This is a genomic window from Streptomyces yaizuensis (assembly GCF_034961445.1).
GTDB classification, from domain to species: Bacteria; Actinomycetota; Actinomycetes; order Streptomycetales; family Streptomycetaceae; genus Streptomyces; species Streptomyces yaizuensis.
This window is the reverse complement of sequence record NZ_BSBI01000014.1, coordinates 107,361-131,808: the sequence shown is the minus strand read 5'-3', so window position 1 is coordinate 131,808 and position 24,448 is coordinate 107,361. Positions and strand designations below refer to the sequence as shown.

Below are 24,448 nucleotides of genomic sequence, written 5' to 3'. Positions count from 1 at the left end.
AGGGCGCTCATATGGGCCTTCTTTCCCCCTCAACGATGATGCATAACAGAACGTAGTCGGACATTGACCCAGGTCGACTTGGTCCGGGACTTACAGCGCGCTTAACCTACGGTTTCGTAACCTACGAATCCGTAGGTAACAGACTCTCCCGTCCCCAGGAGCACCAGTGACGATCACCTCTCCCCACCTCGGCAGCTCGGACGCGTGGAGCGACGCGCGACTGCTGTACGCGTTGGAGGAGGTCGTGGAGAAGGAACTGAACCGCCACCTCAAGGTCGCCAAGGACTGGATGCCGCACGAGTACGTCCCCTTCGGCGACGGCCGCAACTTCCCCGGCATCTTCGAGGACGGCGAGGCCTGGGAGCCGGGACAGTCCAAGGTCACCGACGTGGGGCGGATCGCGCTGGTGGTGAACCTCCTCACCGAGGACAACCTCCCCAGCTACCACCACGAGATCGCCACGCTCTTCGGGCGCAACGGCGCCTGGGGCACCTGGGTGCACCGCTGGACCGCCGAGGAGGGCCGGCACGGCATCGTCATGCGCGACTACCTCCTGACGTCGCGCGCCGTCGACCCGGACCAGCTGGAGCAGTTCCGGATGTCGCACATGTCGGAGGGCTTTGAATCGGACAACCGGCACTCGATGCTGCACTCGGTCGCCTACGTCGCCTTCCAGGAACTGGCCACCCGCGTCTCCCACCGCAACACCGGCCACCAGTCGGGCGACCCCGTCTGCGACCGGATGCTCGCGCGGATCGCCACCGACGAGAACCTGCACATGGTCTTCTACCGGAACCTGCTCGGCGCGGCCTTCGAACTGGCCCCCGACCTCACCATGCAGGCCGTCCGCGACGTCGTCGTCAACTTCCGGATGCCCGGCCACGGCATCCCCGGCTTCGAGCGCGCCGCCGCGCAGATGGCGATCGGCGAGATCTACAACATGCGCATCCACCACGACGACGTCCTCGCGCCGGTGCTGCGCTTCCTGAAGGTCATGGAGATCGACGGCCTCGGCCCCGAAGGCCACCAGGCCCAGGAGGAACTGGGCCTCTACATGAACGGCCTGGACAGCGAGGCCCTCAAGTTCGACGAGAAGCTCGCCGCCCGCAAGGCCCGGATGGCGGCGCGCGCGGCCGGCTGACGCGCTCCCCCACACGAGGGATCCGGGCTTCGTGCCCCGCCCGGACTTCTGCCAGGGTGTCCGCCCATGGATCTCCAGGTGGACACCGCCGGCCTGGCCCGGCTCGCACAGGCCCTGAGCCGTTCGCTGACCGCACTCTCCCAGGCGCGGAACGCCCTGGAACGGTTGCGGGCGGACCAGCTCGGCACACCCGAACTCGACCGGGCCTGCGACGGCTTCCAGGAGCGCTGGGCGTACGGAGCCGAACGCCTCCGGGACCGGATCGGCTCCGTCCACGACGGGGTAGGGCTCAGCCGGGCCGAGTACGCCCGGGTCGACGCCGCGATCACCGAGGCGTTCCGGGCGGTGCGGCCCGATGCCTGACTGCCCGTACCTGGGGTGGGACCCGGCACCGGGCAGCCCGGCCGCGGTCGCCGCGCTGCGCACGAAACTCGCCACGGCGGCGGAGTCGCTGGGCACGGCCCACCGGCTGGTCTCCCGCCTCGTGTCGGACGACACGGCCTGGCGGGGCGAGGGCGCGGCGGCCTTCCGCGCCTCCCTCGACGGCGGCCTGACCGGCGCCCTCCACGACGCCCACCGCTCACTCACCGAGGCCGCGCGCCGCCTGGGCCGCTGGCACGACGACCTGCTGAGCCTCCAGGCCACGGCCCGCCGCTGCGACACGGACGCGGCGACCGCCCGCGCGGCACTGGCCCACGCGAAGTCCCACCACGCCCGCCTCACCGCGTCCGCGGACCCCCCGCCCGCGGCCCTCCACGCGGCCGGGGAGTCCCTGACGTCCGCCGAGGACGCCCTGGCGTCGATCCTCCACCGCGCCCGCGAACTGGAAGCGGAACACCGGGCGGAGGCGCGCCAGGTCGCGCGGTGCCTGGACGAGGCGACGGTGGGGTTGGCCCCGGAGGAGCCGGGTCTTCTGGACCGGGCGGTCGAGTGGGTGCGGGAGGATCTGGGAGACCTTCTCTCCGACGTGTCGGCCCTCGCCGGTTTCCTGGCCTTGGTGATCGGCCCCTTCCTGGGACCCGTCGGGCTGGCACTGATGTTCGTCGGGGCCGGAGCAAGCCTCGGCGCACTCACTCTGCACCTCGCCGACGCCAAGACTCGCGCGTCACTGCAAGCAGGCTTCACCAAGGGTGAGGTCGATGCCGATTTCTGGGACAGTGCGGTGACGCTCGCCGGCGACGCCCTTGGCTCAGTACCGGGTGTGGCCGCCATCGCCCAGGGCACCAAGGCGGCGACCACCGCTGTTCAATCGGCCCGCGCTGCTGCGGCCCCGGGGACTGTCGACGCATCGGGCACCGCCGCACGTGGTTTTGGACGCGGAGCGGTCGCGGCGATGGAGGACATGCGCCAAGTCGAGAACCCGTTCACGGCATGGGCGCTGCAACGTGCCCCCGAGGCTGTGAAGACATCGGTGAAATACGCGTTTCCCGCGTCCGGGGCCCTCACCGCGGCAAGTCACCACGGACCGTGGAGCGAAAGCGATTCGGTGTCAGAAGCCGCCACCGCCGTCGACGGGACACGTGCTGTCCTGGACGACGGCCCCGGGTCGGCTGCCAAAGCGGCCCATGTCTGGGCAACACTCACCCGTTGATCGAATTGTCGAGGCCGACCATGCCAGAGCCAACCCCGCCCATGTGGTTCCGTCTGCCACCCGGGTACCACGTTCTCGACGTGAACCGGCTCGCGCACATTGATGAAGGAGCGGCCGACGCGTTGCGTCCCCTCCTGGGCGACACCACGATGATGGCCGTGATCCTGCGCGATCTCCGGATCACGGCCGACTTGCTCCTCGCCCTGCACAACAGCGATACCACGCACACCTCTCTCGGCATTCACCCCGACGAGCGGCACGGTGCGTGTGTGTCGTTCCTGTCCCTGTCGATCACCCGCATTGCCCACCGGACTCCTCAGATGGCGGTGGCCCAATGCGCACTCGCGCAAAGGGAGTCCCCCCTGTGGCAAGAGGCCGCAGGACGTCTGATCAGCCTTCCCGACGGCACACCCGCAGCACTGGTGAGCGGGACCCTGACGGCACCACCGAATCACTCGTCCCAGGCCTTGGGCGTCAGCATGCCGTCGGCGGAGGTGTTCCAGGCCCGTCTCACGGTTCCGTTCCCGTCACGCGAGCATGTCGCGGTGGCAGACCTCACCACCGCCGCCGTCCACCACTCCAGCTCCTACAGCTCGATCCTCGAAGGGATCGCCCAGACCATGTCTTTCTCGGATCCAGGAGAACTCCAACAGCAGCCGCAACGGTACTCACGGCTCCGGGAGCTCTTCTGATGACCTCGGAATCCCCTCACCCCACTTCCGGGCGAGCCCTCCACCATCCGGCCACCGATGCCGGTTACCGACGTCTGATCACCCGACGTCGTCGTTGGCTGGTCGCAACGGTGGTCCTGGGGATTTCGATCGGCTGGCCGACAGCGTGGCGGTTCCCATCCGACGGGGCGAGCCTCCCGGTCATTCTGCTGTTCTGCTACGTGCCCTGCTTGGCCATCGCCTGTCTGGCACTCCGCCGTACCCGACGTATGGCAAGGATCCTGGCCACCTACTCCTGGCAGGCGTACCCGTGCCACTACCCGCGCCGTTCCCCGGAGAGCCCTCGCACGATCGTCATCCGGTTCGCGGAGGACCACAGCCCTGTCCTACGAGTCACCTTCCACGCCGGAGATCTCGCAGACCGGGAGAACTCCACGCCGAACACCATCTGGTTCGCCGGCGACCCCCGGTACGGCGGGGTCGTATCCCCCGTCGGCGGCCACTTCCCCGTAAGGGTCGTCCCGGATTCCCCCCCGTCACCCGGCCTCCCGGGTACCCCCGAGGACGACGCCCTCGCCGAGCGGGCCGAACTGGTCAAGGGGCGCAAGGTACGCATGACATGAGCACGTGGCGTCAGCCCCGCGCCCGCTTCAGCCGGTGCCGTTCCTTCTCCGAGAGCCCGCCCCACACCCCGAACTTCTCGTCGTGCCGCAGCGCGTACTCCAGGCACTCCACCCGCCCCTCGCACGCCCCGCACAGCAGTTTCGCCTCCTTCGTGGAGGCGCCGGGGGCCGGGAAGAAGAAGTCCGCGCCCGTCTGCGCGCACAACGCGGACTCCTGCCAGGCGAGTTCATTGTCGGTGATGGCGTTGATCGGCATGACAGCACTTTTACCCACACCGATAAACACCGGCTCAATGAAGGATCAACAACCCCCGTGCCAGGGGCTTCAGGAGTCCTGGGGCTCCCCCTGGATGATCGCGAAGCGGGCGCCGGAGGGGTCGGTGAGTCTGGCGAAGCGGCCGATGCCCTGGAGGTCGACCGGGGACGTGTGGATCGTGCCGCCGCCGGAGGCGGCGCGGGCGGCCGTGGCGTCGCAGTCGGAGACGGCGAAGTACGGGAGCCAGTGGGGGGTGGTCTCGGCCGGGTCGGAGGCGAGGGGGACCAGGCCCGCGAACATCGCCTCGGCGCCCGCCGACGCGGGGTGCACCATCGTGTACGCGCCGGAGCCGTCCGGGTACGGCATGGACGTGGTGCCCCAGTCGAAGACGCCGGTGTAGAACGCGAGCGCCGCGTTCTCGTCGGGGGTGTACAGCTCGGTCCAGCACAGCGCGCCCTCCGCGCCGATCAGGTCGAGGCCCTTGTTCCGGCCGGGCTGCCAGATGCCGAAGGTCGCGCCGGAGGGGTCGCCCAGGTAGGCCATGCGGCCCAGGTCCCAGATGTCCATCGGGCCGTGCACGACCTGGCCGCCGCCCGAGCGGACGGCCGTCGCGGTGGCGTCGGCGTCCGGTGACTGGAAATAGACGTTCCAGGCGGGCGGGCCCTGCTCCGGAGGGACGGGCATCCCGGCGGCCGCCGTCTTGCCGTCGAGCTGGAACATGCCGTAGCCGCCCGCCTCGGGGCCGGCCGGGACGAAGGTCCAGCCGAAGAGGTCACGGTAGAAGGTCTCCGCGCCGGCGATGTCGGGGGTGCCGAGGTCCAGCCAGTTCGGGGAGCCGGAGACATAGCGCGTCGTGAGCATGGTGCGCTCCTTCGGGGCAGCCGGGTGCCGTGGGGTCCAGTCTCCCCCGGTGGCGGCGGGCCCGCATCCGAGCGGGGCCGGGCTCAGCTCCGATGGCGGCCGCGGCCGCCGTGGTGGGACCCGTACCCGGGGATGGTGCCGTCCGGCTTCGCGACCAGCAGCAGCCCGGTCATGCCCATGTCGGAATGGCTCTGGACATGGCAGTGGTACATCCAGGCGCCCGCGCCCGCGTTCTCGCCCGCGACGATCTGGAAGCCGAAGGAGTCCGCCGGCCCGCAGATCTTGGTGTCGATGATCCGGCTGACGTCGTCGGGGCCCTGGAGCAGCCCGGTCCGGTTGTCCGCCCAGCGGTGACCGTGGAGATGGAAGGTGTGGTAGTACTCACCGTGCGTGATCATGACGATCTCGACGCGGTCGCCGACCGTCACCCGGAAGTCGGGGCCGGTGTGTCCGGGCCGGTTGTTGATCGTCATGTCGTTGAAGACGACGGTGAACTGGTGGTCGGGCAGGATGTCGCCCGCGCGGCGGACCACCACGGGCCCGTAGAGCCCCTTGCGGATGCCGGCGGTGCCGTGGTCGGTGCCGACGACATGGTCGTGGTAATGCCAGTACCCGGCGCTGCCGGGCCGCCAGGTGCCGTCGGGGCGCCGGGCCGGGACATGGGTGCGCCAGGTGTACGTACGGGTCGCGCCGGGCTCCACATGGCTGCGGGTGGAGCGGGTGCCGTCGTTGGCGATGTCGTAGTCGACGCCGTGGACATGGAGGCTGACGGGGACGTCCATCGCGTTCTCGAACTCGATGTGCAGGGTGTCGCCCTCGGTCAGTTCGATCGGCGGCCCGGGGACGGTGGCCCGCCCCCGCTCCGGCCCGTACCCCATCCGGCCGTCGGGCAGCCGCTCCGCGCAGAGCCGCATATGGCGGACGCGGCCACCCGGCGGCGCCGTCCTCGGCGGCGTGTCGGCCAGGGCATCGAGGGCGCTGCCGGATGCGGCACCCGACGCCGGGCCCGACGCCGCCACCACGCCCGTCGCCACGCCCGTCGCCGCGACCGCGCCCGATGCCAGGACCCGGCGCCCGAAGCTCCGTCTGTCCATCGCGAACTCCCCACTCCAGCCTGGAGATCGGCGGGGCGAACCACTCCCCGGGGAGGCCATACGGTAGTCCGGGGCCCGGTGTTTTTCCACAGTCAGGACAAAGTTGGCCCTTCTCCGGTCGACGCTCTTGGCGAAGCGGCGAAAGAGGTCTAGCTTCCAGGCTGTCGTGTGACCTCAGAGGGGTGGGTGACCCTATGCACCGCACACCGCAGCGCGGCTCGCGTTCCCGCAGAACCGGGCTCACGGCGGTTCTCGGCGCCGGCGCGCTCGTCGTCTCCCTGCTCGGCGGGGGTACGCCGGCGAGTGCCGGACCACCGCCCGAGCCGGGGCGGACAACGTTGTCCCTGCCGTCGCCGCCCGGCGGCGGGGGCGTGCGGGTGCTCGTCTTCCACGCCTGGGCCACCGCCGAGCCCGCCACCGTCGACGCGGGCATCGCGGCGGTGGAGTCCATCGGTCTGAGCGGCCCGGCGGCGGGCCGGTTCGAGACCGAGGCGACCGACGACGCCTCCGTGTTCACGGACGCCCGGCGGCTCGGCTCGTACAACGCGATCGTCTTCCTCACCGGCGGGGGCGATGTGCTCGACCCCGATCAGGAGGCCGGACTTGAGGCGTACATGGAGGCGGGCGGCGGCTTCGTCGGCGTCCACGAGGCCGCGCGGACCGAGCCGTACTCCGACTGGTTCACCCAACTGATCGGGGCGCGGCCGACCGGGGCGCCGAGTACCGTACAGCGGGCGGTCGTCGAGGTCGGTGACCGCCGCCATCCCGCCACCGTGTCGCTGCCGCTCCAGTGGAAGCGGCCCGACAAGTGGTTCAACTGGGCGGTGAACCCGTCCGGCGCCGTGCACACGGTGGCCCGGCTGCGGGAGAGTTCGTACACCCCGGCGACCGGGGCCAACGGCTGGGACCACCCCATCTCCTGGTGCCGGGACTACGACGGGGGCCGCTCCTTCTACACCGGTATGGGCGGTACGGCCGACAGCTTCGCCGAGACCGACTTCCGGGAGCACCTGCGGGGCGCGCTCGCCTGGACGACCCGGCAGACGCGCGCCGACTGCAAGGCCACCATCGCCGCCCACTACACGGCGGAGCGGGTCACCCGGCCCAACCAGCCGGGGCACAACGACCAGATCGGCGAGCCGCACGGGCTGGTGACGGCCCCCGACGGGAAGGTCTTCTACATCGGCCGGGGCGGCGCCGACTCCTCCCGGCCCGTGGTCACCGACTGGAACGACCCCGGCATCGGCAAGGGGCAGGGCGAGATCCACGTCTACGACCCGGCGACCCGGCAGGTCTCCCTCGCGGGCGCGGTGACCGTCTTCGGGAACAAGGGCGGCGGCGGTGAGCTGATCAAGAACGAGGAGGGTCTCGTCGGGATCGAGCTGGACCCCGGTTTCCCGGCCAACGGCTGGGTGTACCTGCACTGGACCCCGCACGCGCGGATCGACCGCGAGGCCAGGACCGGCGAGCGCCGCGTCTCCCGCTTCACCTATGACCACACCACCGGCCGGCTGGATCCGGCCAGCGAGAAGGTGCTGCTGTCGTGGCCGGTGCAGCTCCACAGCTGCTGCCACGCGGGCGGCGGCATGGCCTGGGACTCGAAGGGCCATCTGTACATCGCCACCGGGGACAACAACTCGTCCGGCTTCACAGCGGGTTACTCCGGCAACAACCCGGTGCCCGCCTTCCGGGGTACGCCCTTCGCCGACGCCCGCCGCACCTCCGGCAACACCAACAACCTCAACGGCAAGATCCTGCGGATCCACCCCGAGCCGGACGGCACGTACACCCTCCCCGCCGGGAACCTGTTCACCGGCCGGGAGCCCGACGAGGGCGGCGGGAAGACCCGGGGCGAGATCTACGTCATGGGCGTCCGCAACCCGGCGCGGATCTTCGTCGACCGGCGGACCGACATCCTGTACGCGGGGTGGGTCGGCCCGGACGCCGGGACGCCGTCGCCGGTCTGGGGTCCGGCGAAGTACGACACGTTCGCCGCGATCACCCGGGCCGGCAACCACGGCTGGCCGTACTGCATGGGCAACAACCAGCCCTACCGGGACCGCAATCTGCCCGACCCCGCCCAGCCGCTGGGCTGGTACGACTGCGCCGCGCCGAAGAACGAGTCGCCGCACAACGACGGGCTGGTGAACCTGCCGCCCGTCACCGCCAACACCATGTGGTACGCGCCCCAGGGCGGCGGCCCCGACTTCCCGCGCGACGCCCGGGGCGTACCCAGCTACCAGCTGTCCGAGCAGAAGCTGCTGCTGCCGTGGCTGAAGGGCGGCGCCCAGGCGACCATGACAGGACCGGTCTACCGCTACAGCGAGGCGCCCAGCGCGGTGAAGTGGCCGGCGTACTGGGACGGCAAGTGGTTCGTGGGCGACTTCTACGACGGCGACCAGCCCCGGCACGCGGTGCTGACCGACCCGGCGACGGTGGGCAGGGGCGGGCTCCCGGTGCACGCCGAGTCGCTGAAGAGGATCGTGCCGGGCGGCGTGAGCGGCATCCGCAATCTGATGGACTGGAAGTTCGCGCCCGACGGCTCGCTGTACGTCCTCGACTACGGCCGGGGCTTCTTCACCTCCGACTCCCGTTCCGCGCTCTGGCGGATCACGTATCACGGCGGCGGGGCGACCCCTGCCGACGGACAGCTGGTGCGGAGGGCGGCGCGATGACACGACGGATGACGACACGGCGGATCCGGGCGGCTCTCGTGGCCTCGGTGGCGCTGCTGGTGGGACTGCTGTCGACCACGACCACGACCACGACAACGGCGGCGACGGCCACCACGCCCCGTACGGCCCATACGGCGACCGCGGGCACCACGGGCACCACCGCGCAGACGCTCACCTGGACGGCGGGCGACCCCATCGACCGCTATCCCACCTTCCCCGCCACGGCGGTCGCGGGCCGGACGACGATCGTCTTCGAGAACAGCCGGGCCACCGGCAACACGACCGGGATGCCCCACACCCTGACCTTCGACGTGTCGGACCCGGAGTACAACAACGACGTACCGCTGAACATCCTGGCGAACCCCGCCGACGACCTCGGCGGCCGGCACACCGCCGAGGTCACGCTCACCCCCGGCCGCTACCGCTTCTTCTGCACCATCCCCGGCCACGGGGCCATGCAGGGCATCCTCACCGTCACCGGGAACCCCGGCGGCGACACCGCGCCGCCCGTGACCGACGCCCGCGTGGACGGCGACCGGAACGCCGACGGCGCCTATGTCGGCCAGGCCACGGTGACCGTGTCCGCCACCGACGACGGTTCCGGCGTCGACCGGATCGAGTACGCGACCGGTACGGACGGGCCCTGGCGGGCGTACACCGCGCCGGTCGTGGTCACGACGGTCGGGCAGCACACCGTCCGCCACCGCGCCACGGACCGGGCCGGGAACACGGCCGCCGCGAAGTCCGTCGCGTTCACGGTGGCCCCGCCGCCCGTCGACGACACCACCCCGCCGCAGACATCGGCGACCGTCACCGGGCAGCAGGACGCCCAGGGGCGCTACCTCGACACGGCGACGGTCACCGTCAGCGCGTCCGACACCGGCTCGGGCGTCAACACGATCGAGTACGCGTTCGGCGCGGACGGCGCCTGGCAGCCGTACACCGCGCCCGTGGCGGTGGCGCGACTCGGCCCGCACACCGTCCGCTACCGGGCCACCGACCGGGCGGGGAACGCGTCGGCGGCCGCGTCGGTGGAGTTCACCGTGGTGGCGACGCCCGCCCCCGACCGGGAGCCGCCCGTCACCGCCGCCGAGGTCACCGGCGTGCTCAACTCGGACGGCGCGTACGTCACCAGCGCCCGGGTCACCGTCGGCGCCACCGACACCGGCGGCTCCGGGGTCGCGCGGACCGAGTACTCGCTGAACGGCGGGCCCTATCTGGAGTACACGGCTGCGCTGACGGTGGACCGGGTCGGCTTCCACACCGTGCTGCACCGGGCGAGCGACCACGCCGGGAACACCTCGGCGGCCCGCCGGACCACGTTCACCGTCGCCGAGGGCGGCGGGGTGCCCGCGCCGGGCTGCCCCGAGTGGGACGAACGGCTCACCGTCATCGTCGGCACCGTCGACTCCGGCGTGCCCAACCGGATGACCCGCTCCCGGTGCACCGTCAACGAGCTGATCGAGGACGAGAAGGCGTGGTCGTCCCACGCGCTCTTCCTCCGGCACGTGGACCGGGTGCTCGACCGGCTGCTGGCCGACGGCGTGATCGACGCCCGCGAGCACGGGGTCGTGTACGGCGCGGGCCGGCGCTCCGGCATCGGCCGGCCCGGCCAGAACGCCGGTTACCGCAGCCTCTTCGACGGCAGCACGTCCTCCTTCAACCGCTGGCAGCACGTGGGCGGCGGCTCCTTCGCCCTCAACGCCGACGGGACGATGACCAGCGGCACCACCCGGGGCGGCCTGGGCATGCTGTGGTTCCCGCAGCAGCGGTTCGGGGACTTCTCGCTGCGGCTCCAGTGGCGGGACGACGCCCCCGGGGCCACGAACGCCAACAGCGGCGTCTTCGTCCGCTTCCCCGCCCCGCACGACCACCCCGAGGAGCCCCGCCCCGAGTGGGTCGCCATCAAGTACGGCCATGAGATCCAGATCCTGGACCGGCCCGACGGCGACCTGTACAAGACCGGCTCGGTGTACGGCTTCGACCGGGTCGGGCTCGGCGGGGCCGGGGTGACGCCCAAGGGCACCTGGAACGACTACGAGATCCGGGTGGTGGGCCAGTCGTACTCCGTGTTCCGCAACGGGGTGCTGATCAACCAGTTCGAGAACACCGGCGGACAGGAGTTCGTGCCCCCGCGCGCCGGGGACCCGGGCACGGACGGCCGGCGGTACGCCACCGGCTTCCTCGGCCTCCAGGTGCACGGCACCGGCGATGTGGTCTCGTACCGGAACATCCGTATCCAGGAGTGGTGAACGGGCGGCCCCCCGGCGGGGGCCGTCACTCCCCTTCAGCGGCGTCGGAATCGGCGTCGTGGCGGGCCCTGCTCGGCTGCACCCGTTTGGGTTCGCCGGGCATCTTCGGATACTCCGGCGGATAGGGCAGATCGCCGAGGCCGTGCTCGGCCTCGTCCCTGCGGGCCAGCTCCAGCAGGGGTTCCAGCGAGAAGCGGTGGTCGTCCATGTCCGCGTGGACATCGCCCACCTCGGCGTACCGGCGGGGCATCGTCATGATGTCGAAGTCCGCCGGGACCGCGTCGTCGATCTCCTCCCAGCGCAGCGGCGCGGAGACCGGTGCGTGGGGGCGGGGCCGGACGGAGTAGGCGGAGGCGATGGTGCGGTCGCGGGCGGTCTGGTTGTAGTCCACGAAGATCCGCTCGCCGCGTTCCTCCTTCCACCACTTGATGGTGACCCGGTCCGGCATCCGGCGTTCCAGTTCGCGGCCGCAGGCGATGGCCGCCCGGCGGACCTGGGTGAAGGTCCAGCGGGGTTCGATGGGGACGAAGACATGGAGCCCCCGGCCACCGGAGGTCTTGGGCCAGCCGGTGAGGCCGTGCTCGGCGAGGACCGCGCGCAGTTCGTGGGCGGCGCGGACGGCGTCGGCGTAGTCGGTGCCGGGCTGCGGGTCGAGGTCGAGCCGCAGCTCGTCGGGGTGGTCGGTGTCGGCGCGCCGCACCGGCCAGGGGTGGAAGGTGACCGCGCCCAGGTTGGCGGCCCAGATCACGGCGGCCGGTTCGGTGGGGCACAGCTCGTCGGCGGACCGGCCGCTGGGGAAGGTGATGTGGGCGGTGGGAATCCAGTCGGGGAGGTACTTGGGGGCGCGTTTCTGGAAGAAGGACTCGCCGGTCACCCCGTCGGGGTAGCGCTCCAGGGTGGTGGGGCGGTCCCGGAGCGCGCGGGTGACGCCGTCGCCGACGGCGAGGTAGTAGGTGACCATGTCCAGCTTGGTCCAGCCGCGCTCGGGGAAGTAGACCTTGTCCGGGTTGGAGACGCGGACGGTCCGGTCCCCCACGTCCAGTTCCACCGCCTTGGCCATGTCGGTCAGCGTATGCCGCGCCGATCCGGGCCGCATATCGGACAATCTCCCCATGGATCTGCCGGTGATGCCGCCCGTGAAGCCGATGCTCGCCAAGTCGGTCAAGAAGATCCCGCCAGGGATGCAGTACGAGGCCAAGTGGGACGGCTTCCGGGCGATCGTCCACCGCGACGGGGACGAGGTGGTGCTCGGCTCCCGTACCGGCAAGCCGCTGACCCGGTACTTCCCCGAGCTGGTCGCCGCGCTGGCCGGAGAGTTGCCGCCGCGCTGCGTGGTGGACGGGGAGATCGTGATCGTCCGGGACGGGCGGCTCGACTTCGATCTGCTCAGCGAGCGGATCCATCCGGCGGCCTCCCGGGTGCGGACGCTGGCGGAGCGCACCCCGGCCGCGTTCGTCGCCTTCGATCTGCTGGCGCTCGGCGACCGGTCCCTGCTGGACGTACCTCTGCGTGAGCGGCGGGAGCTGCTGGCGGGGGCGCTGGCCACGGCCCGGCCGCCGGTCCATCTGGCGCCCGCGACCACCGACCGGGAGCTGGCGGAGCGGTGGTTCGAGCAGTACGAGGGGGCGGGGCTCGACGGGGTCGTGGCCAAGCCGCTGGATCTGCCGTACCGGCCGGACCAGCGGCTGATGTTCAAGATCAAGCACGAGCGGACGGCGGACGTGGTCGTCGCCGGGTACCGCTTCCACCGCAGCGGGCCGATGCTGGGCTCGCTGCTGCTCGGGCTGTACGACGAGGGCGGGGCGCTCCAGCATGTCGGCGTGTGTGCGGCGTTCCCGATGAAGCGGCGCGCGGAGCTGATCGAGGAGCTGGCGCCGCTGGTGATGGATCCCCCGAAGGGGCATCCGTGGGCGGCGTGGGCCGAGGAGAGCGCGCATGCCGGGGCGCGGCTGCCGGGGGCGCCGAGCCGGTGGAGCGGGAAGAAGGACCTGTCGTGGGTGGCGCTGCGGCCGGAGCGGGTGGTGGAGGTGGCGTACGACCACATGGAGGGGGACCGGTTCCGGCATACGGCGCAGTTCCGGCGCTGGCGGCCGGACCGGGCGCCGGAGAGTTGCGTGTACGCGCAGTTGGAGGAGCCGGTGCGGTACGACCTGGCCCGGGTGCTGGCGGGGTCGCCGCCGTCCGGGTGAGCCCGCCCGCCGGTGGCCGGCCGGGCCTCAGTCGCCGCCGAAGGTGTCGATGCCGGAGATCCGCCAGCCGCCGGGGCCGTGGACGAGGTCCAGGGCGAGCATCGCGGCGGCGGAGGTGGTCCGGCTGCGGCCCTTCCCGGCGGTGGCGCCGGCGGTGGCGCCGGCGCTGGTGCTGGTGCTGGTGCTGGTGCTGGTGCTGGTCTGGTCGGCGAAGACGAGGACCCGGGCCCGGTTCCCGTCGACGCGTTCGACACCGCTGTGGGTGACGGTGGTGGTGAGCACCAGCTTCTGGCGCGGGCCCGCCTCGCGGACGGAGCCGAGGAGTGCGCGGTGCCGGTCGACCGCGCGGCCGGTGAGATGGTCGCGTACGGCCCGGTCGAGACGGTCGGGGGCGGTGAAGTCGTACGAGAAGAGGGTTTCGACCGCCCGGGTGGCGCGGCCCTTGAGTTCGCTGGTGCGGGCGACGTCCGCGAGGGCGGTGTTCCGGGTGGCGGGGTCGTCGCGGAGGGTGTCCGCCCGGGTGGCGGCGAAGGCGGCGAATCCGCCGAGGAGGACGCTCGCCACGCCGAGTGCGGTGGCGGCCCGCAGCCGTGGCGTGCGCCGCGCGGCGGGCTCGGGATCCCCTGTCGTAGGGGGGTCGCCGGCCCCGGACGACACGGAATCCGGTACGGGCTCGGATACGGATACGGATACGGGTACGGAGGGCGCGGGTCCGGGGGCCGGGCGGGGCGGCGTGTCGGCGGTGGCGGCTTCGGCGGTGCGGCGGCGATGGCGGTTGAGGAGGTGCCGGGTGGTCGACATGGCGGGTGGTGCGTCCTTTCGGGCTCTCCGTACGGGTCGTTCGGCCGGTGCGTGGGGGGCGGCGCCCTCAGCCCGGTGGCACCGCGCCCACCGGCGGCTGGGCGAGGGCGCTGAGCTTCCAGCCGTCGGGGGTACGGGTCAGCTCGCCCAGCATCCGGCTCTCCTTGCGCACGGATTCGGTCTTCGGCGCCGCCACCGTGATCCGCAGTGCGATCATCACGCCCGCCCGGCCCGCCCGGGTGTCGAGTTCGGTGACCGAGCCCGCGAGCACCTTGGCGCTGGTGACCGTCCGTGCCCGCTGGATCTGCCGTTCGAACTCGCCGCGCCCCTCGGTGAGCTGTTCGCGCAGCTCCCCCGTGGCGGAGTCCTCCCAGGTGTCGAGCCCCCTGGCCAGATCGCGGTGGTCGAGGGTGTTGAGGTTGAGGACGGCCTGCCGGCCGGCGGCGAGCACCCGGTCGCGTTCGGCGGCGTACGCGGCCGTGTCGTCGTGGGCCGCCGCGTACCAGTCCCAGCCGCTCCACCCCGCCCAGCCGGCCGCCGCCGTGGTCAGCGCGAGCGCCACCGCCGTGAGCGGGTCGAGCCTGCCGCTTCGTGCCATGTTCCGTGTGCCCCCTGTCGGGATGTGGATGTGGTGCCGGCTATCGGGAGGTGATGTGCGTGACGAGCCAGCGCCCGGAGCGCCGTTCGGCGGTGACGGAGAGCTGGGCGGCGGTGGTGACGGGGTCCCGGCCCCGCCGCTCGGCGACCTGGTCGAGGAAGAGCAGGACATCGGCGCGGCGGTCGGTGAGCTTGACCACTCCGGTCCGTACGACGTGGGTGGTGAGCGTCAGCCGCTGCCCGGCCGCCTCCCTCTCGACCTGCCCGAACAGCTCCGCGTACTGCCGTGCGGCGGTGCCCGCGAGCAGCCGGGCCGCGTCCTCGCGGGTGGCTCCGGTGTCGTCGGGGGTGTAGGAGAAGATCCGGGTGACGGTGTCCGCGACGGCGTCGGCGGCCTCGTCGGTGGCGGCGGCGTCGGTGAGGGCCAGATCCCGGGCGGCGGGGGTGTCGCGCAGCCGGTCGGACTCGTACAGCAGCGCCGTCCCCGTCAGGAGCAGGGCCAGGACGGCGCAGACGACGGCGGGGGTGTGCCACCGGGCCGGCCGCCGGGGTGCCGGGGGTGTCACGGGGGCCGGTGACCGGTCCACGGCGGCGGTGGTGGTGTCGGTCATGCGTCCCCCACCGGTACGGCCGTCAGGGCCTCGACCTTCCAGCCGTCGTCCGGGGTGCGGGCGAGCCGGGCCTCCAGCCGTTTGCGTTCCTCGGCGCCGTCGGAGGGTGTCACCCGTACGGTCGCGATGAGGGTGGCGGTCCCGGCGCGGGTGTCGAGTGCCGTGAGGGCGGCGGCGGTGACGGCGGCGCGGGCGCCGGGGCCGGGCGCGGGCTTCTTCGCGCGCCGCAGCTCCTCGTGGAGCGGGCCGGTCGCGGCGGCGAGCCAGCGGGTGCGGGTGGCGTCGGGGTCGCGGGGCTCGTGGCCGGTCAGTTCGGCCACCCGGGCGGCGCCGTCGGCGAGGGCGGCGTCCCGTTCCCGGGCGTGCGCGAGGGAGTCGTCGCCCCGGGCGCGGAACAGGGACCAGGCCCCGTACCCGCACAGGAGCAGGGCGAGGACGAGCGCGAGGGCCGCGGTGCGGCGGCGGGTCACCGGCGGCCCTCCAGTCCGAGGAGTCCGCCCAGGCCGGCCGGTCCCTGGCGGACGGAGGGCAGGTCCATGGGGTTCGGTGTCACCGGGCGGGGCACGGGGCCGCCCCGGGGGGCGTTGGCGCTGCCCCGGACGTTGATGCCGGTACGCGGGTGTTCGGCGCAGCGGGCGCGGAGGTTGACGGTGGCCGGCGGCGAGATGTCGTCGCCTTCGCGGTAGCGGGTTCCCTCGTACCCCTTGCGGCAGGGCAGTGGGTCGAAGAAGGTCAGCGCGAGCCCGATGCGGGCCTCCTTGCGGTTGATGGCGGTGGCGCCGGCCGAGACCAGCGGGGGCAGGGTGACGAGCAGTTCCTCCAGGCCGCGCTGGCGGGTGACGGCGATCTGCGCGGGGGTGAGCAGATTGGCGATCACGACGCCGAATTCCGGTTCGAGGTCGGCGAGGAGCCCGTCGAGCTGTCCGGTGGCCTCGGGGACGGCGGCGATGAGGCGGCGCAGATCGCCGTCGGACGCCTTGAGTTCGGCGCTGAGTTCCCTGGCGCCGGTGGCGAAGGCCCGCAGGGACGCGGCCTGTTCGGCCTGGGTGCGCAGCACGGTCTCCCCGTCGGTCATGAGCCGGGTGGTGGCGGGCAGGGCCGCGTCGGCGGCGCGGACGAACGCGTCGCCGCTGTCGATGAGGGCGGCCAGGTCGTCGCCCCGGCCGGCGAAGGCGGTGCCGAACTCGTCGACGACGGTGCGCAGCGATGCGAGGTCGACGGAGCCGGCGAGTTCGTCGATGCCGGTGAGGAGGTCGGTGACGGGCGCGGGCACCCGGGTGTCGCCGCTCGCGATCACGGAGCCGTCGCCGAGGTGGGGGCCGCCGGTGCCCCGGGGCCGCAGGTCGATGTACTGCTCGCCGACGGCGGAGAGGTTGGCGACCACGGCTTCCAGGTCGGCGGGGATCGGGGGCGCGGACTCCTGGATCCGCAGGTCGGCCTCGGCGCCGTCGGCAGTGAGCCGGATGGGTCCGACGCGGCCCACGGAGACGCCCCGGTAGGTGACGTTGGCGTGGGTGAAGAGTCCGCCGGTGCGTTCCAGCTGGACCCGGACGACGTAGTGGTCGCGCAGGCCGATGTGGTGGCCGAGGTCCGCGTACCGGACGCCGACGAAGCCGAGGACCAGGACGGCGATGAGGAGGAAGGCGATGTTCTTGAGCCGGATGGCGAGGGTGATCACCGCTGCTCCTCCCCGGTGGCGGGGGTGACGGCCGGAAGCGGCAGCGGGGGTGTGGTTCCGCTTCCGGCCGTCGTCCGTGGGGCCCGGCGGGGCGGGGTGAGGGCGGGGATGATCTCGGTGCCGGGCCGGGCGGTGACGCGGAGATAGGCGTTGAGGTAGTCGCCCTTGATCCCCTTGAGCACTTCGTCGGTGAACGGGTAGGTCAGCAGTACCTGGAGCGACTCGGGCAGTGCGCGGCCCGAGTCGGCGAGCGCGGTGAGGACCGGCCCGAGGGCCTTGAGGTCGGCGATGGTGTCGTCCTTGCCGCGTTCGATGGTGTCGACGGCGACCGTGGCGAGGGTGTCCAGGGCGCGGAGCATGGTGAGGAGGGAGCCGCGCTGGTCCTCCAGCACCTTCAGGCCGGGGGCGACGCCGGTGAGGACCCGGCCGATCTCGGTTCTGCGGGCGGCGAGGGTGGCGGCGAGGCGGTTGACGCCGTCGAGGGCGGCGGTGATGTTCGCCTTGTTGCGGTCGAGGCTGGTGACGAGGGTGTCGATGCGGCGGAGCACGGAGCGCACCTGGGTCTCGCGGCCGCCGATGGCGCGGTTGAGTTCGGTGGCGATGTTCTTGATCTGTTCGACGCCGCCGCCGTTGAGGAGGAGGGAGAGGGCGCCGAAGACCTCTTCGACCTCGGGGTTGCGGTTGGTGCGGGCGAGGGGGATGGCGGAGCCGTCGCGGAGCCGGGGGGCGCTCCCGGCCCGGTCCGTCCCGGGCCGGGCGGGGGGTGCGCTGAGCTGGACGTACTTCTCGCCGAGGAGGCTGGACTGCTCCAGGGCGGCGTGGGCGTCGGCGGGGAGCCGTACCGATCCGTTGATCTTCATGGTGACGTGGGCGGTCCAGCCGTCGCGGTCGAGCCGGATCCTCGTGACCCGGCCGACGGCGACGTCGTTCACCTTGACGGCGGACTGCGGTACGAGGCTGAGCACATCGGCGAATTCGGCGGTGACCTGGTACGGGTCGCTGCCGAGGTCGGCGCCGCCGGGCAGGGGGAGCTGGTCGAGGCCGGTGGTGCCGGGCAGTGCGGAGCAGCCGGTGAGGGCGAGGGCGAGGCCCACGGCGGCGAGGGCTCTCCTGAGGGGGGCGCCTGCTGGGCGGGTCATCGGGTGCCTCCCCGCTCGGGGGTGCTGTCGTGGACGGCGCCGACGGCCGGCAGGGGCAGCGTGCCGGGCTGGGTGCGGCGGGGGGCGGGGGGCCGGGGCACGGGCGCGATCTCCAGGAGGTTGGGGCGGCCGTGGAGGATGCGGGTGCGCGGGTCGTAGGCGGCGAGGGCGTTGCCTGCGGCGAGGGGCGCGGTGTCCAGCGCCTCGGCGAGGGAGGTCCGCTGGTCGACGAGGGCCTGGGTGAGGGGCACCAGATCGGCGACGCTCGCGCGCAGTGGGGCCCGGTTCTCCTCGATGAAGCCCCGTACCAGCCGCAGGGCGGTGCCGAGTTCGCGCAGCGCGGCGGAGAGGTTCTCCTTGTCGTCGGCGAGGAAGCCGGTGACGGTGGCGAGTTGCCGCTCGGCCCGGACCACGGTGCTGTCGTTCTCCTTGAGCATGGTGGTGAAGGTCTGGAGGTGTTCCAGGGTGGTGAAGAGGTCGCCGCTGCTGCGGTCGAGGGTGCGGGCGGCCTTCGCGAACTGGTCGATGGAGTCGCCGATGGCCTTGCCGTTGCCCCGGAGGTTCTTCGCGCCGACGTCCAGCAGCCGGGTCAGGGCGCCGTCGGCGTTGGCGCCGCGCGGGCCGAGGGCGGTGGCCATCTCGGTGAGGGAGGCGTAGAGCTGGTCGATCTCCAGGGGCAGGGCGTTGCGGTCGGCGGGCAGCACGGCGCCGTCACGGAGCCGGGGGCCGCCGGTCCAGGCGGGGGTGAGCTGGACGTACCGGTCGGCGACCACGCTGGGGGCGACGACGACGGCGTGGGCGCCCCGGGGGACGGGGACGCCCTCGTCGACGAGGAGGGTGAGCCGCACCTGTGCGCCGGCGGGTTCGACCGCGTCGACGCTGCCCACCCGGACGCCGAGGATCCGCAGGTCGGAGCCTTCGTAGACGCCGGTGGCGCGGGGGAAGTAGGCGGTGATCCGGGTGGCGCGGGCGTCCTGGACGGCGTCGGCGGTCCAGATCCCGGCGGCGGCGAGGACGGCCAGGGCGACGGCGACGGCGAGGACGCGGCCACGGGTGGTCGGCCGGAGGCGGTCCGTCAGGCGGCGGATCAGGGCGGCCGGTGCTGTGGTCTTCGCGGGTCCGGGGTCCTTCACGGGTCCTGGGGTCATCGGCCGTCTCCTCGGGGCGCGGACCGGGGCGGCTTGCAGGACGTCGGGGGCGGTGTCCCCGGGGGCAGGTAGTAGTCGGGCGGGATGAGTCCGCAGACGTACACGTCGAACCAGCGGCCGTTGCCGACGGCGTTGTTGAGGAGCCGGTAGTACGGTCCGGCCAGCCGCAGCGCCTCCTCCAGGCTCTCGCGGTTGCGGACCAGGACGGCGGTGACCTTGCGCAGCGAGGTCAGGGCGGGCTCCAGCTCATCCCGGTTGTCCCGGACGACGCCGCTGAGCTGGACGCCGAGGTCGCGGGTGCCGGTCAGCAGCCGGTGGATGGCGTCCCGGCGGGCCTGGAGTTCGCCGAGCAGCAGGGAGCCGTCCTTGAGCAGGGTCTCGACGCTGTCCTCCTTGGTGGCGAGGGTGCGGGTGATCCGTCTGCTCTGGGTGAGGAGTCCGGCGAGCTGGGCGTCGCGTTCGGCGACCGTGCGGGAGAGCGCGGCGAGCCCGCCGGCGGCGGTGCGGACGTCGGGGGCGGAGTCCTCGAAGGTGTCGGAGATGGCGCGGAAGCTCTCGGCGAGCTGGTCGGTGTCGATCTCCCCGAGGGTCTCGCCGAGCCCGGTGAACGCCTGGGTGACGTCGTACGGGGAGGTGGTGCGGGAGGTGGGGATGGGCCGGCCGGGGTCCTGGGCGCGGGTGCCGAGCGGGTCGACCGCGAGGTACTTCTCGCCCAGGAGGGTCTTGATGGCGATGGCGGCGGTGCTGGCGTCGCCGATCCAGGCGTCCTCGGTGCGGAAGCGGACCCGGACCCGGCCCTGGTGCAGGCCGACGGCGGTGACCTGGCCGACCTTCACTCCGGCGACACGGACCTCGTCGCCCTCGGTGAGCCCGGCGGCCTCGGTGAAGTCGGCGGTGTAGGTGGTGCCGCCGCCGAGTGCGTCGACGTTGTACGCGCCGGTGGCGAGCAGCGCGAGCAGCAGCAGGCCGGTGAGGCCGACGGCGACGGGGTTGCGTTCGCGCAGGGGCCGCCGCAGCCACGCGGGCGGCTTCCAGGACGTCTTCCGCTTCGGCTTCCCGGTGGGCCGCGCGTCTTCCGGTTCTGTCCCGTCCGGGTTCTGTGTCGTGTCCCTGGTCATCCTCGGCACCTCGGCTCGGTGATGGCGATGCCGGTGGGCGGCGGGCTGCCATCCTCGGTGGTGACCCCGGAGAGCCGCAGTTCGCACTGGTAGAGGTTGAGCCAGGAGCCGTACGACGTGAGCACGGTCAGGGCCCGCATCTTCTGGGGCGTCCGGCGCAGGAAGTTCTCGACGGCGGGCCGGTGCTCGTCCAGCTGCCGGGTGAGCCGCCCCAGTTCGCGGATGTCGCGCCGGAGCGGGGCGCGCCCCTCGGCCAAGAGCCCGGCGGTGGCGGTCGTCAGCTCGCCCATGGCCTCGGTGGCCTCGCCGAGCGGGGCCCGGTCGGCGGCGAAGCCGGTGACCAGCCGGCGCAGGGTCACGATGAGGTCGTTGAAGCCCTTCTCGCGCTCGTTGACGGTGGCGAGCACCGTGTGGAGCCGGTCGATGACCTCCCCGATGACCTTGTCCTTGGCGGCGACGGTGGTGGTGAGGGAGCCGATGTGGCGGATGACGCTGTCGACGGTGCCGCCGTCGCCCTGGAGCACCTTGACGATGGAGCCGGCCAGGTCGTTGATCTCCTTCGGGGAGAGTCCTTCGAAGAGCGGCTGGAAGCCGTTGAAGAGCTGGGTGAGGTCGAGGGCGGGGGTGGTGCGCTCCAGCGGGATGAGCGCCCCGGCGGGCAGTGAGCGGCCGACGGCCCCGGTGCCCTGGTCGAGGTCGATGTAGCGCTGGCCGACCATGTTCAGGTACTTGATGGTCGCGGTGGTGGAGGCGGGCAGCGCGCGTCCCTTCCGGACGCTGAAGCGGACCTCCGCCTCCCGGCGGTCGGCGACCGCGACGGATTCGACCTGGCCGACCTCGACGCCGGCGATCCGTACGCTGTCGCCGGGGATCAGCCCGGTGACGTCGGAGAACCGGGCCCGGTAGGGGGCGGTGTCGCCGACGCCGGTGTTGGCGATGCCGAGGGCCAGGGCGGTGGTGGCGAGCACGGTGACCACGATGAAGATCAGCGATTTGACGAGCGGCGCGGTGAGGGAGCGGCGGGCGGTCACTTCAGCCCCACCTCCGTCCCCCGGTACAGGGGCCCGGTCAGGACGGTGCTCCAGGTGGGCAGCCGCTCCGGGGTGGTGCGCAGCCGGGGTGCCATCAGTTCGTTGAGGAGCCGGGCCTCCTCGGGCGAGTTGGGCAGGCCGAGCGCGGGGGCGCTGCGGGCGGCGGGCGCGGCGCGGCCGGTGAAGGGCACGGAGTAGCAGCGGGGGGCGGCGCCGCCCGGTCCGTACGCGGGCAGGTCCCGGGGGTAGTGGTACTTCCCCAGGGTCTCGACGGGCCGGACCTCGACATGGATGCCGGGTTTGCCGGTGCCCTTGCCGAGGGCCTTGTCCATGGCGGGGACGAAGCCGGAGAGGGTGCGCAGGGTGCACGGGAAGGACGGCGAGTGGCGGGCGAGGAGTTCCAGGGTGGGGCGGCTGACGTCGGCGAGCCGGATCAGGTGTTCCTTGTTGCGCCGGAGGAAGGCGGTGAGCCGGTCGGCGGTCGCGGTGGTGGTCCGGTGCACGGTGTCCAGGGCGGCGCGCTCCTCGGCGAGGGTGGAGCTGGTGGTGGTGAAGTCGGTGAGGGCCCGGACCACGTCGGGGGCGGTGTCGGCGTAGAGGTTGCTGACTTCGACGAGCCGGGCGATGTCCCGGTTGAGGACCGGCAGTCGCGGGTTGAGCCGGCGCAGATGTCCGTCGAGGGTGACGAGGGTGGCGCCCAGTTTGTCGCCGCGTCCGTCGAGGGCCTGGGCGACGGCGGTCAGGGTCGCGGACAGCTTCTCCGGTTTGACGGCGGTGAGCAGCGGCAGCAGCTGGTCGAGGACCTGTTCGAGTTCGATGGCGTTGCGGGAGCGGTCCTGGGGGATGGTGGCGCCCGCGCTCAGGGTGCGGTCGGCTGGGGCCCCGGCGGGGGGTACGAGGGCGACGAACCGCTGTCCGAACAGGGTCGTCGGCAGCATCTGGGCGGTGACGTCGGCGGGGATGCGGCGCAGTTCGCCGGGGTGCAGGGCGAGGGTGAGCCGGGCGCCGGAGCCCTCGGCGCGGATCTCGCGGACCGAGCCGACGACGACGCCCCGCATCTTGACCTCGGCGCCCCGGTGCATCTCGTTGCCGGCGGCGCCGGTGAGCAGGGTGACCGTCACGTCGTCGCTGAACTCCTTCTCGTACACGGCGACGGAGAGCCACACCAGCAGGGCGGGCACGAGCAGGAAGACGACTCCGGCGAGCCTTCTGCGCACGGTCGCGGTCGTCATCCGGCCACCTTCACCGTCGTGGTCGCGCCCCAGATCGCCAGCGACAGGAAGAAGTCGGTGACGCTGATGAGGACGATGGCGTTCCGTACCGAGCGGCCGACGGCCACGCCCACCCCGGCCGGGCCGCCCTCGGCGCGGAAGCCGTAGTAGCAGTGGGCGAGGATCACCATCACGCTGAAGATCAGCACTTTGAGGATGGAGAGCAGGACGTCGTCCGGGGAGAGGAAGAGCTGGAAGTAGTGGTCGTAGGTGCCGGCGGACTGGCCGTTGAAGACCACGGTGATCCAGCGGGAGGCGACGTAGGAGCTGAGCAGCCCGATCGCGTACAGGGGGATGATGGCGACGACGCCGGCGATGATCCGGGTGGTGACGAGGTACGGCAGGGAGCGCACCCCCATCGCCTCCAGCGCGTCGATCTCCTCGTTGATCCGCATGGCGCCGAGCTGGGCGGTGAAGCCGGCGCCGACGGTGGCGGAGAGCGCGAGCCCGGCGACCAGGGGCGCGATCTCGCGGGTGTTGAAGTAGGCGGAGACGAAGCCGGTGAAGGCGGAGGTGCCGATCTGGTTGAGGGCCGCGTACCCCTGGAGTCCGACGACGGTCCCGGTGAAGAGGGTCATGGCGACCATCACACCGATGGTGCCGCCGATGACGCCGAGGCCGCCGCTGCCGAAGGCGACCTCGGCCAGCAGCCGCTGGACCTCGCGGAGATAGCGGCGCAGGGTGCGCGGGATCCACAGCAGCGCCCGGAGGTAGAAGGTGAGCTGGTCGCCGGAGCGGTCCAGCCAGCCGAGGGGGGACACGGCTCAGCCTCCCTTCGGCGGGACGACCTGGAGATAGATCGCCGTAATGATCATGTTGACGAAGAACAGCAGCAGGAAGGTGATGACGACGGACTGGTTGACGGCGTCGCCGACGCCCTTGGGGCCGCCGCGCGGGTTGAGGCCCCGGTGGGCGGCGACGACGCCCGCGATGAAGCCGAAGACCAGCGCCTTGAACTCGCTGATGTAGAGGTCGGGGAGCTGGGCGAGGGCGGAGAAGCTGGCGAGGTAGGCGCCGGGGGTGCCGCCCTGCATGATGACGTTGAAGAAGTAGCCGCCGAGGGTGCCGACGACGGAGATCATGCCGTTGAGCAGGACGGCGACCAGCATGGTGGCGAGCACCCGGGGCACCACCAGGCGCTGGACGGGCGAGACGCCCATGACCTCCATCGCGTCCAGCTCCTCGCGGATCTTGCGCGAGCCGAGGTCGGCGCAGATCGCGGAGCCGCCGGCGCCCGCGATCAGCAGGGCCACGATCAGCGGGCTGGCCTGCTGGATGACGGCGAGGACGCTGGCGCCGCCGGTGAAGGACTGGGCGCCCAGCTGCTGGGTGAGGGAGCCGACCTGAAGGGCGATCACCGCGCCGAAGGGGATGGAGACCAGGGCGGCCGGGAGGATGGTGACGCTGGCGATGAACCAGAACTGTTCGACGAACTCCCGCAGCTGGAAGGGGCGGCGGAAGATCGCGCGGGTGACCTCGGCGGTCAGGGCGAAGAACCGGCCGGTCTCGCGCAGGGGGGCGAGCGCGCGGAGCGGGGCCGGGGGCGGGGGCGGCATCGCGTCGACGGGGGCGGGCTGCTGCTCCGGGGGCGGGGCGGGTCCGTCCCCCGGCACGGGTCCGTCCCCGGGCACGGGCGTGGCCCCGACGGCGGCCGGGTCCCCGGAGTACGGGCCCTGGGGTCCCGGCCCGGGCGTCGGCCCC

Annotated in this window: 24 protein-coding genes; 8 read left to right on the top strand and 16 right to left on the bottom strand. The window is 72.5% G+C overall.

Annotated elements, in window-relative coordinates:
* The first annotated feature begins 166 nt into the window (after positions 1–166).
* The 5 genes from SYYSPA8_RS29240 to SYYSPA8_RS29220 all read left to right on the top strand — a co-directional run bounded on the left by SYYSPA8_RS29240 (position 167) and on the right by SYYSPA8_RS29220 (position 4,026).
* Positions 167–1,141 carry an acyl-ACP desaturase gene (locus SYYSPA8_RS29240; protein ID WP_323450382.1) on the top strand — a complete coding sequence of 325 codons (975 nt, stop codon included), beginning with the start codon at positions 167–169 and terminating at the stop codon, positions 1,139–1,141.
* 66 nt (positions 1,142–1,207) lie between these two features.
* A complete protein-coding gene (locus tag SYYSPA8_RS29235) occupies positions 1,208–1,504 on the top strand; it encodes a hypothetical protein (RefSeq protein ID WP_323450381.1) in 297 nt (98 codons plus the stop codon).
* Positions 1,497–2,732, top strand: a complete 1,236-nt coding sequence (locus tag SYYSPA8_RS29230) for a hypothetical protein (protein ID WP_323450380.1) — start codon at positions 1,497–1,499, stop codon at positions 2,730–2,732. The genes SYYSPA8_RS29235 and SYYSPA8_RS29230 overlap by 8 nt, the downstream gene beginning before the upstream one ends.
* An 80-nt stretch (positions 2,733–2,812) precedes the next feature.
* Complete coding sequence (locus tag SYYSPA8_RS29225) at positions 2,813–3,424, top strand: hypothetical protein (protein ID WP_323450379.1); 612 nt, start codon at positions 2,813–2,815, stop codon at positions 3,422–3,424.
* A 248-nt stretch (positions 3,425–3,672) separates the two neighbouring features.
* On the top strand, positions 3,673–4,026 hold the full coding sequence (locus tag SYYSPA8_RS29220; RefSeq protein ID WP_323450378.1) for a hypothetical protein: 354 nt from the start codon (positions 3,673–3,675) through the stop codon (positions 4,024–4,026).
* Positions 4,027–4,036: 10 nt separating this feature from the next.
* On the opposite strand, the gene SYYSPA8_RS29215 is transcribed toward SYYSPA8_RS29220, so the two are convergent.
* The 3 genes from SYYSPA8_RS29215 to SYYSPA8_RS29205 all read right to left on the bottom strand — a co-directional run bounded on the left by SYYSPA8_RS29215 (position 4,037) and on the right by SYYSPA8_RS29205 (position 6,237).
* Positions 4,037–4,282: a WhiB family transcriptional regulator gene (locus SYYSPA8_RS29215; RefSeq protein ID WP_323450377.1), complete on the bottom strand. Its 246-nt coding sequence runs from the start codon at positions 4,280–4,282 to the stop codon at positions 4,037–4,039.
* A 69-nt stretch (positions 4,283–4,351) separates the two neighbouring features.
* The gene (locus tag SYYSPA8_RS29210; RefSeq protein ID WP_323450376.1) at positions 4,352–5,143 is read right to left on the bottom strand and encodes a VOC family protein; all 792 of its coding nucleotides are present in this window, start codon (positions 5,141–5,143) and stop codon (positions 4,352–4,354) included.
* A gap of 83 nt (positions 5,144–5,226) precedes the next feature.
* Positions 5,227–6,237, bottom strand: a complete 1,011-nt coding sequence (locus tag SYYSPA8_RS29205) for a multicopper oxidase domain-containing protein (protein ID WP_323450375.1) — start codon at positions 6,235–6,237, stop codon at positions 5,227–5,229.
* 194 nt (positions 6,238–6,431) lie between these two features.
* On the opposite strand from SYYSPA8_RS29205, the gene SYYSPA8_RS29200 reads away from it, so the two are divergent.
* Positions 6,432–8,912, top strand: coding sequence for a ThuA domain-containing protein (locus SYYSPA8_RS29200; RefSeq protein WP_323450374.1), 2,481 nt, complete (start codon positions 6,432–6,434; stop codon positions 8,910–8,912).
* Positions 8,913–8,920: 8 nt separating this feature from the next.
* On the top strand, positions 8,921–11,164 hold the full coding sequence (locus SYYSPA8_RS29195; protein WP_323450373.1) for an OmpL47-type beta-barrel domain-containing protein: 2,244 nt from the start codon (positions 8,921–8,923) through the stop codon (positions 11,162–11,164).
* 25 nt (positions 11,165–11,189) lie between these two features.
* On the opposite strand, the gene ligD is transcribed toward SYYSPA8_RS29195, so the two are convergent.
* Positions 11,190–12,224 carry a non-homologous end-joining DNA ligase gene (ligD, locus tag SYYSPA8_RS29190; RefSeq protein ID WP_323450372.1) on the bottom strand — a complete coding sequence of 345 codons (1,035 nt, stop codon included), beginning with the start codon at positions 12,222–12,224 and terminating at the stop codon, positions 11,190–11,192.
* 52 nt (positions 12,225–12,276) lie between these two features.
* Here ligD and SYYSPA8_RS29185 point away from each other — a divergent pair, with 52 nt between their 5' ends.
* Positions 12,277–13,353 carry an ATP-dependent DNA ligase gene (locus SYYSPA8_RS29185; RefSeq protein WP_323450371.1) on the top strand — a complete coding sequence of 359 codons (1,077 nt, stop codon included), beginning with the start codon at positions 12,277–12,279 and terminating at the stop codon, positions 13,351–13,353.
* 27 nt (positions 13,354–13,380) lie between these two features.
* On the opposite strand, the gene SYYSPA8_RS29180 is transcribed toward SYYSPA8_RS29185, so the two are convergent.
* The 12 genes from SYYSPA8_RS29180 to SYYSPA8_RS29125 all read right to left on the bottom strand — a co-directional run bounded on the left by SYYSPA8_RS29180 (position 13,381) and on the right by SYYSPA8_RS29125 (position 24,303).
* A complete protein-coding gene (locus SYYSPA8_RS29180) occupies positions 13,381–14,154 on the bottom strand; it encodes a hypothetical protein (protein WP_323450370.1) in 774 nt (257 codons plus the stop codon).
* Positions 14,155–14,221: 67 nt separating this feature from the next.
* The gene (locus SYYSPA8_RS29175) at positions 14,222–14,752 is read right to left on the bottom strand and encodes a hypothetical protein (protein WP_323450369.1); all 531 of its coding nucleotides are present in this window, start codon (positions 14,750–14,752) and stop codon (positions 14,222–14,224) included.
* Positions 14,753–14,792: 40 nt separating this feature from the next.
* Positions 14,793–15,362, bottom strand: a complete 570-nt coding sequence (locus SYYSPA8_RS29170; protein ID WP_323450368.1) for a hypothetical protein — start codon at positions 15,360–15,362, stop codon at positions 14,793–14,795.
* Positions 15,359–15,832 carry a hypothetical protein gene (locus SYYSPA8_RS29165; RefSeq protein ID WP_323450367.1) on the bottom strand — a complete coding sequence of 158 codons (474 nt, stop codon included), beginning with the start codon at positions 15,830–15,832 and terminating at the stop codon, positions 15,359–15,361. Before SYYSPA8_RS29165 ends, SYYSPA8_RS29170 begins: the two co-directional genes overlap by 4 nt.
* Positions 15,829–17,040, bottom strand: coding sequence for an MlaD family protein (locus tag SYYSPA8_RS29160; RefSeq protein WP_323450366.1), 1,212 nt, complete (start codon positions 17,038–17,040; stop codon positions 15,829–15,831). Before SYYSPA8_RS29160 ends, SYYSPA8_RS29165 begins: the two co-directional genes overlap by 4 nt.
* Entirely contained in the window at positions 17,037–18,179 is a 1,143-nt protein-coding gene (locus SYYSPA8_RS29155) for an MCE family protein (RefSeq protein WP_323450365.1), read from the bottom strand. Before SYYSPA8_RS29155 ends, SYYSPA8_RS29160 begins: the two co-directional genes overlap by 4 nt.
* Positions 18,176–19,327: an MCE family protein gene (locus tag SYYSPA8_RS29150; RefSeq protein WP_323450364.1), complete on the bottom strand. Its 1,152-nt coding sequence runs from the start codon at positions 19,325–19,327 to the stop codon at positions 18,176–18,178. The genes SYYSPA8_RS29155 and SYYSPA8_RS29150 overlap by 4 nt, the downstream gene beginning before the upstream one ends.
* Positions 19,324–20,445: an MCE family protein gene (locus SYYSPA8_RS29145; RefSeq protein WP_323450363.1), complete on the bottom strand. Its 1,122-nt coding sequence runs from the start codon at positions 20,443–20,445 to the stop codon at positions 19,324–19,326. The genes SYYSPA8_RS29150 and SYYSPA8_RS29145 overlap by 4 nt, the downstream gene beginning before the upstream one ends.
* The gene (locus SYYSPA8_RS29140; RefSeq protein ID WP_323450362.1) at positions 20,442–21,476 is read right to left on the bottom strand and encodes an MCE family protein; all 1,035 of its coding nucleotides are present in this window, start codon (positions 21,474–21,476) and stop codon (positions 20,442–20,444) included. The genes SYYSPA8_RS29145 and SYYSPA8_RS29140 overlap by 4 nt, the downstream gene beginning before the upstream one ends.
* Positions 21,473–22,708 (bottom strand): MCE family protein, encoded by a 1,236-nt coding sequence (locus SYYSPA8_RS29135; RefSeq protein WP_323450361.1) that lies wholly within the window; start codon positions 22,706–22,708, stop codon positions 21,473–21,475. The genes SYYSPA8_RS29140 and SYYSPA8_RS29135 overlap by 4 nt, the downstream gene beginning before the upstream one ends.
* Positions 22,705–23,508 (bottom strand): MlaE family ABC transporter permease, encoded by an 804-nt coding sequence (locus SYYSPA8_RS29130; protein WP_323450360.1) that lies wholly within the window; start codon positions 23,506–23,508, stop codon positions 22,705–22,707. The genes SYYSPA8_RS29135 and SYYSPA8_RS29130 overlap by 4 nt, the downstream gene beginning before the upstream one ends.
* Positions 23,509–23,511: 3 nt before the next feature.
* Positions 23,512–24,303 (bottom strand): MlaE family ABC transporter permease, encoded by a 792-nt coding sequence (locus SYYSPA8_RS29125; protein WP_323450487.1) that lies wholly within the window; start codon positions 24,301–24,303, stop codon positions 23,512–23,514.
* Between the last annotated feature and the right edge of the window lie 145 nt (positions 24,304–24,448).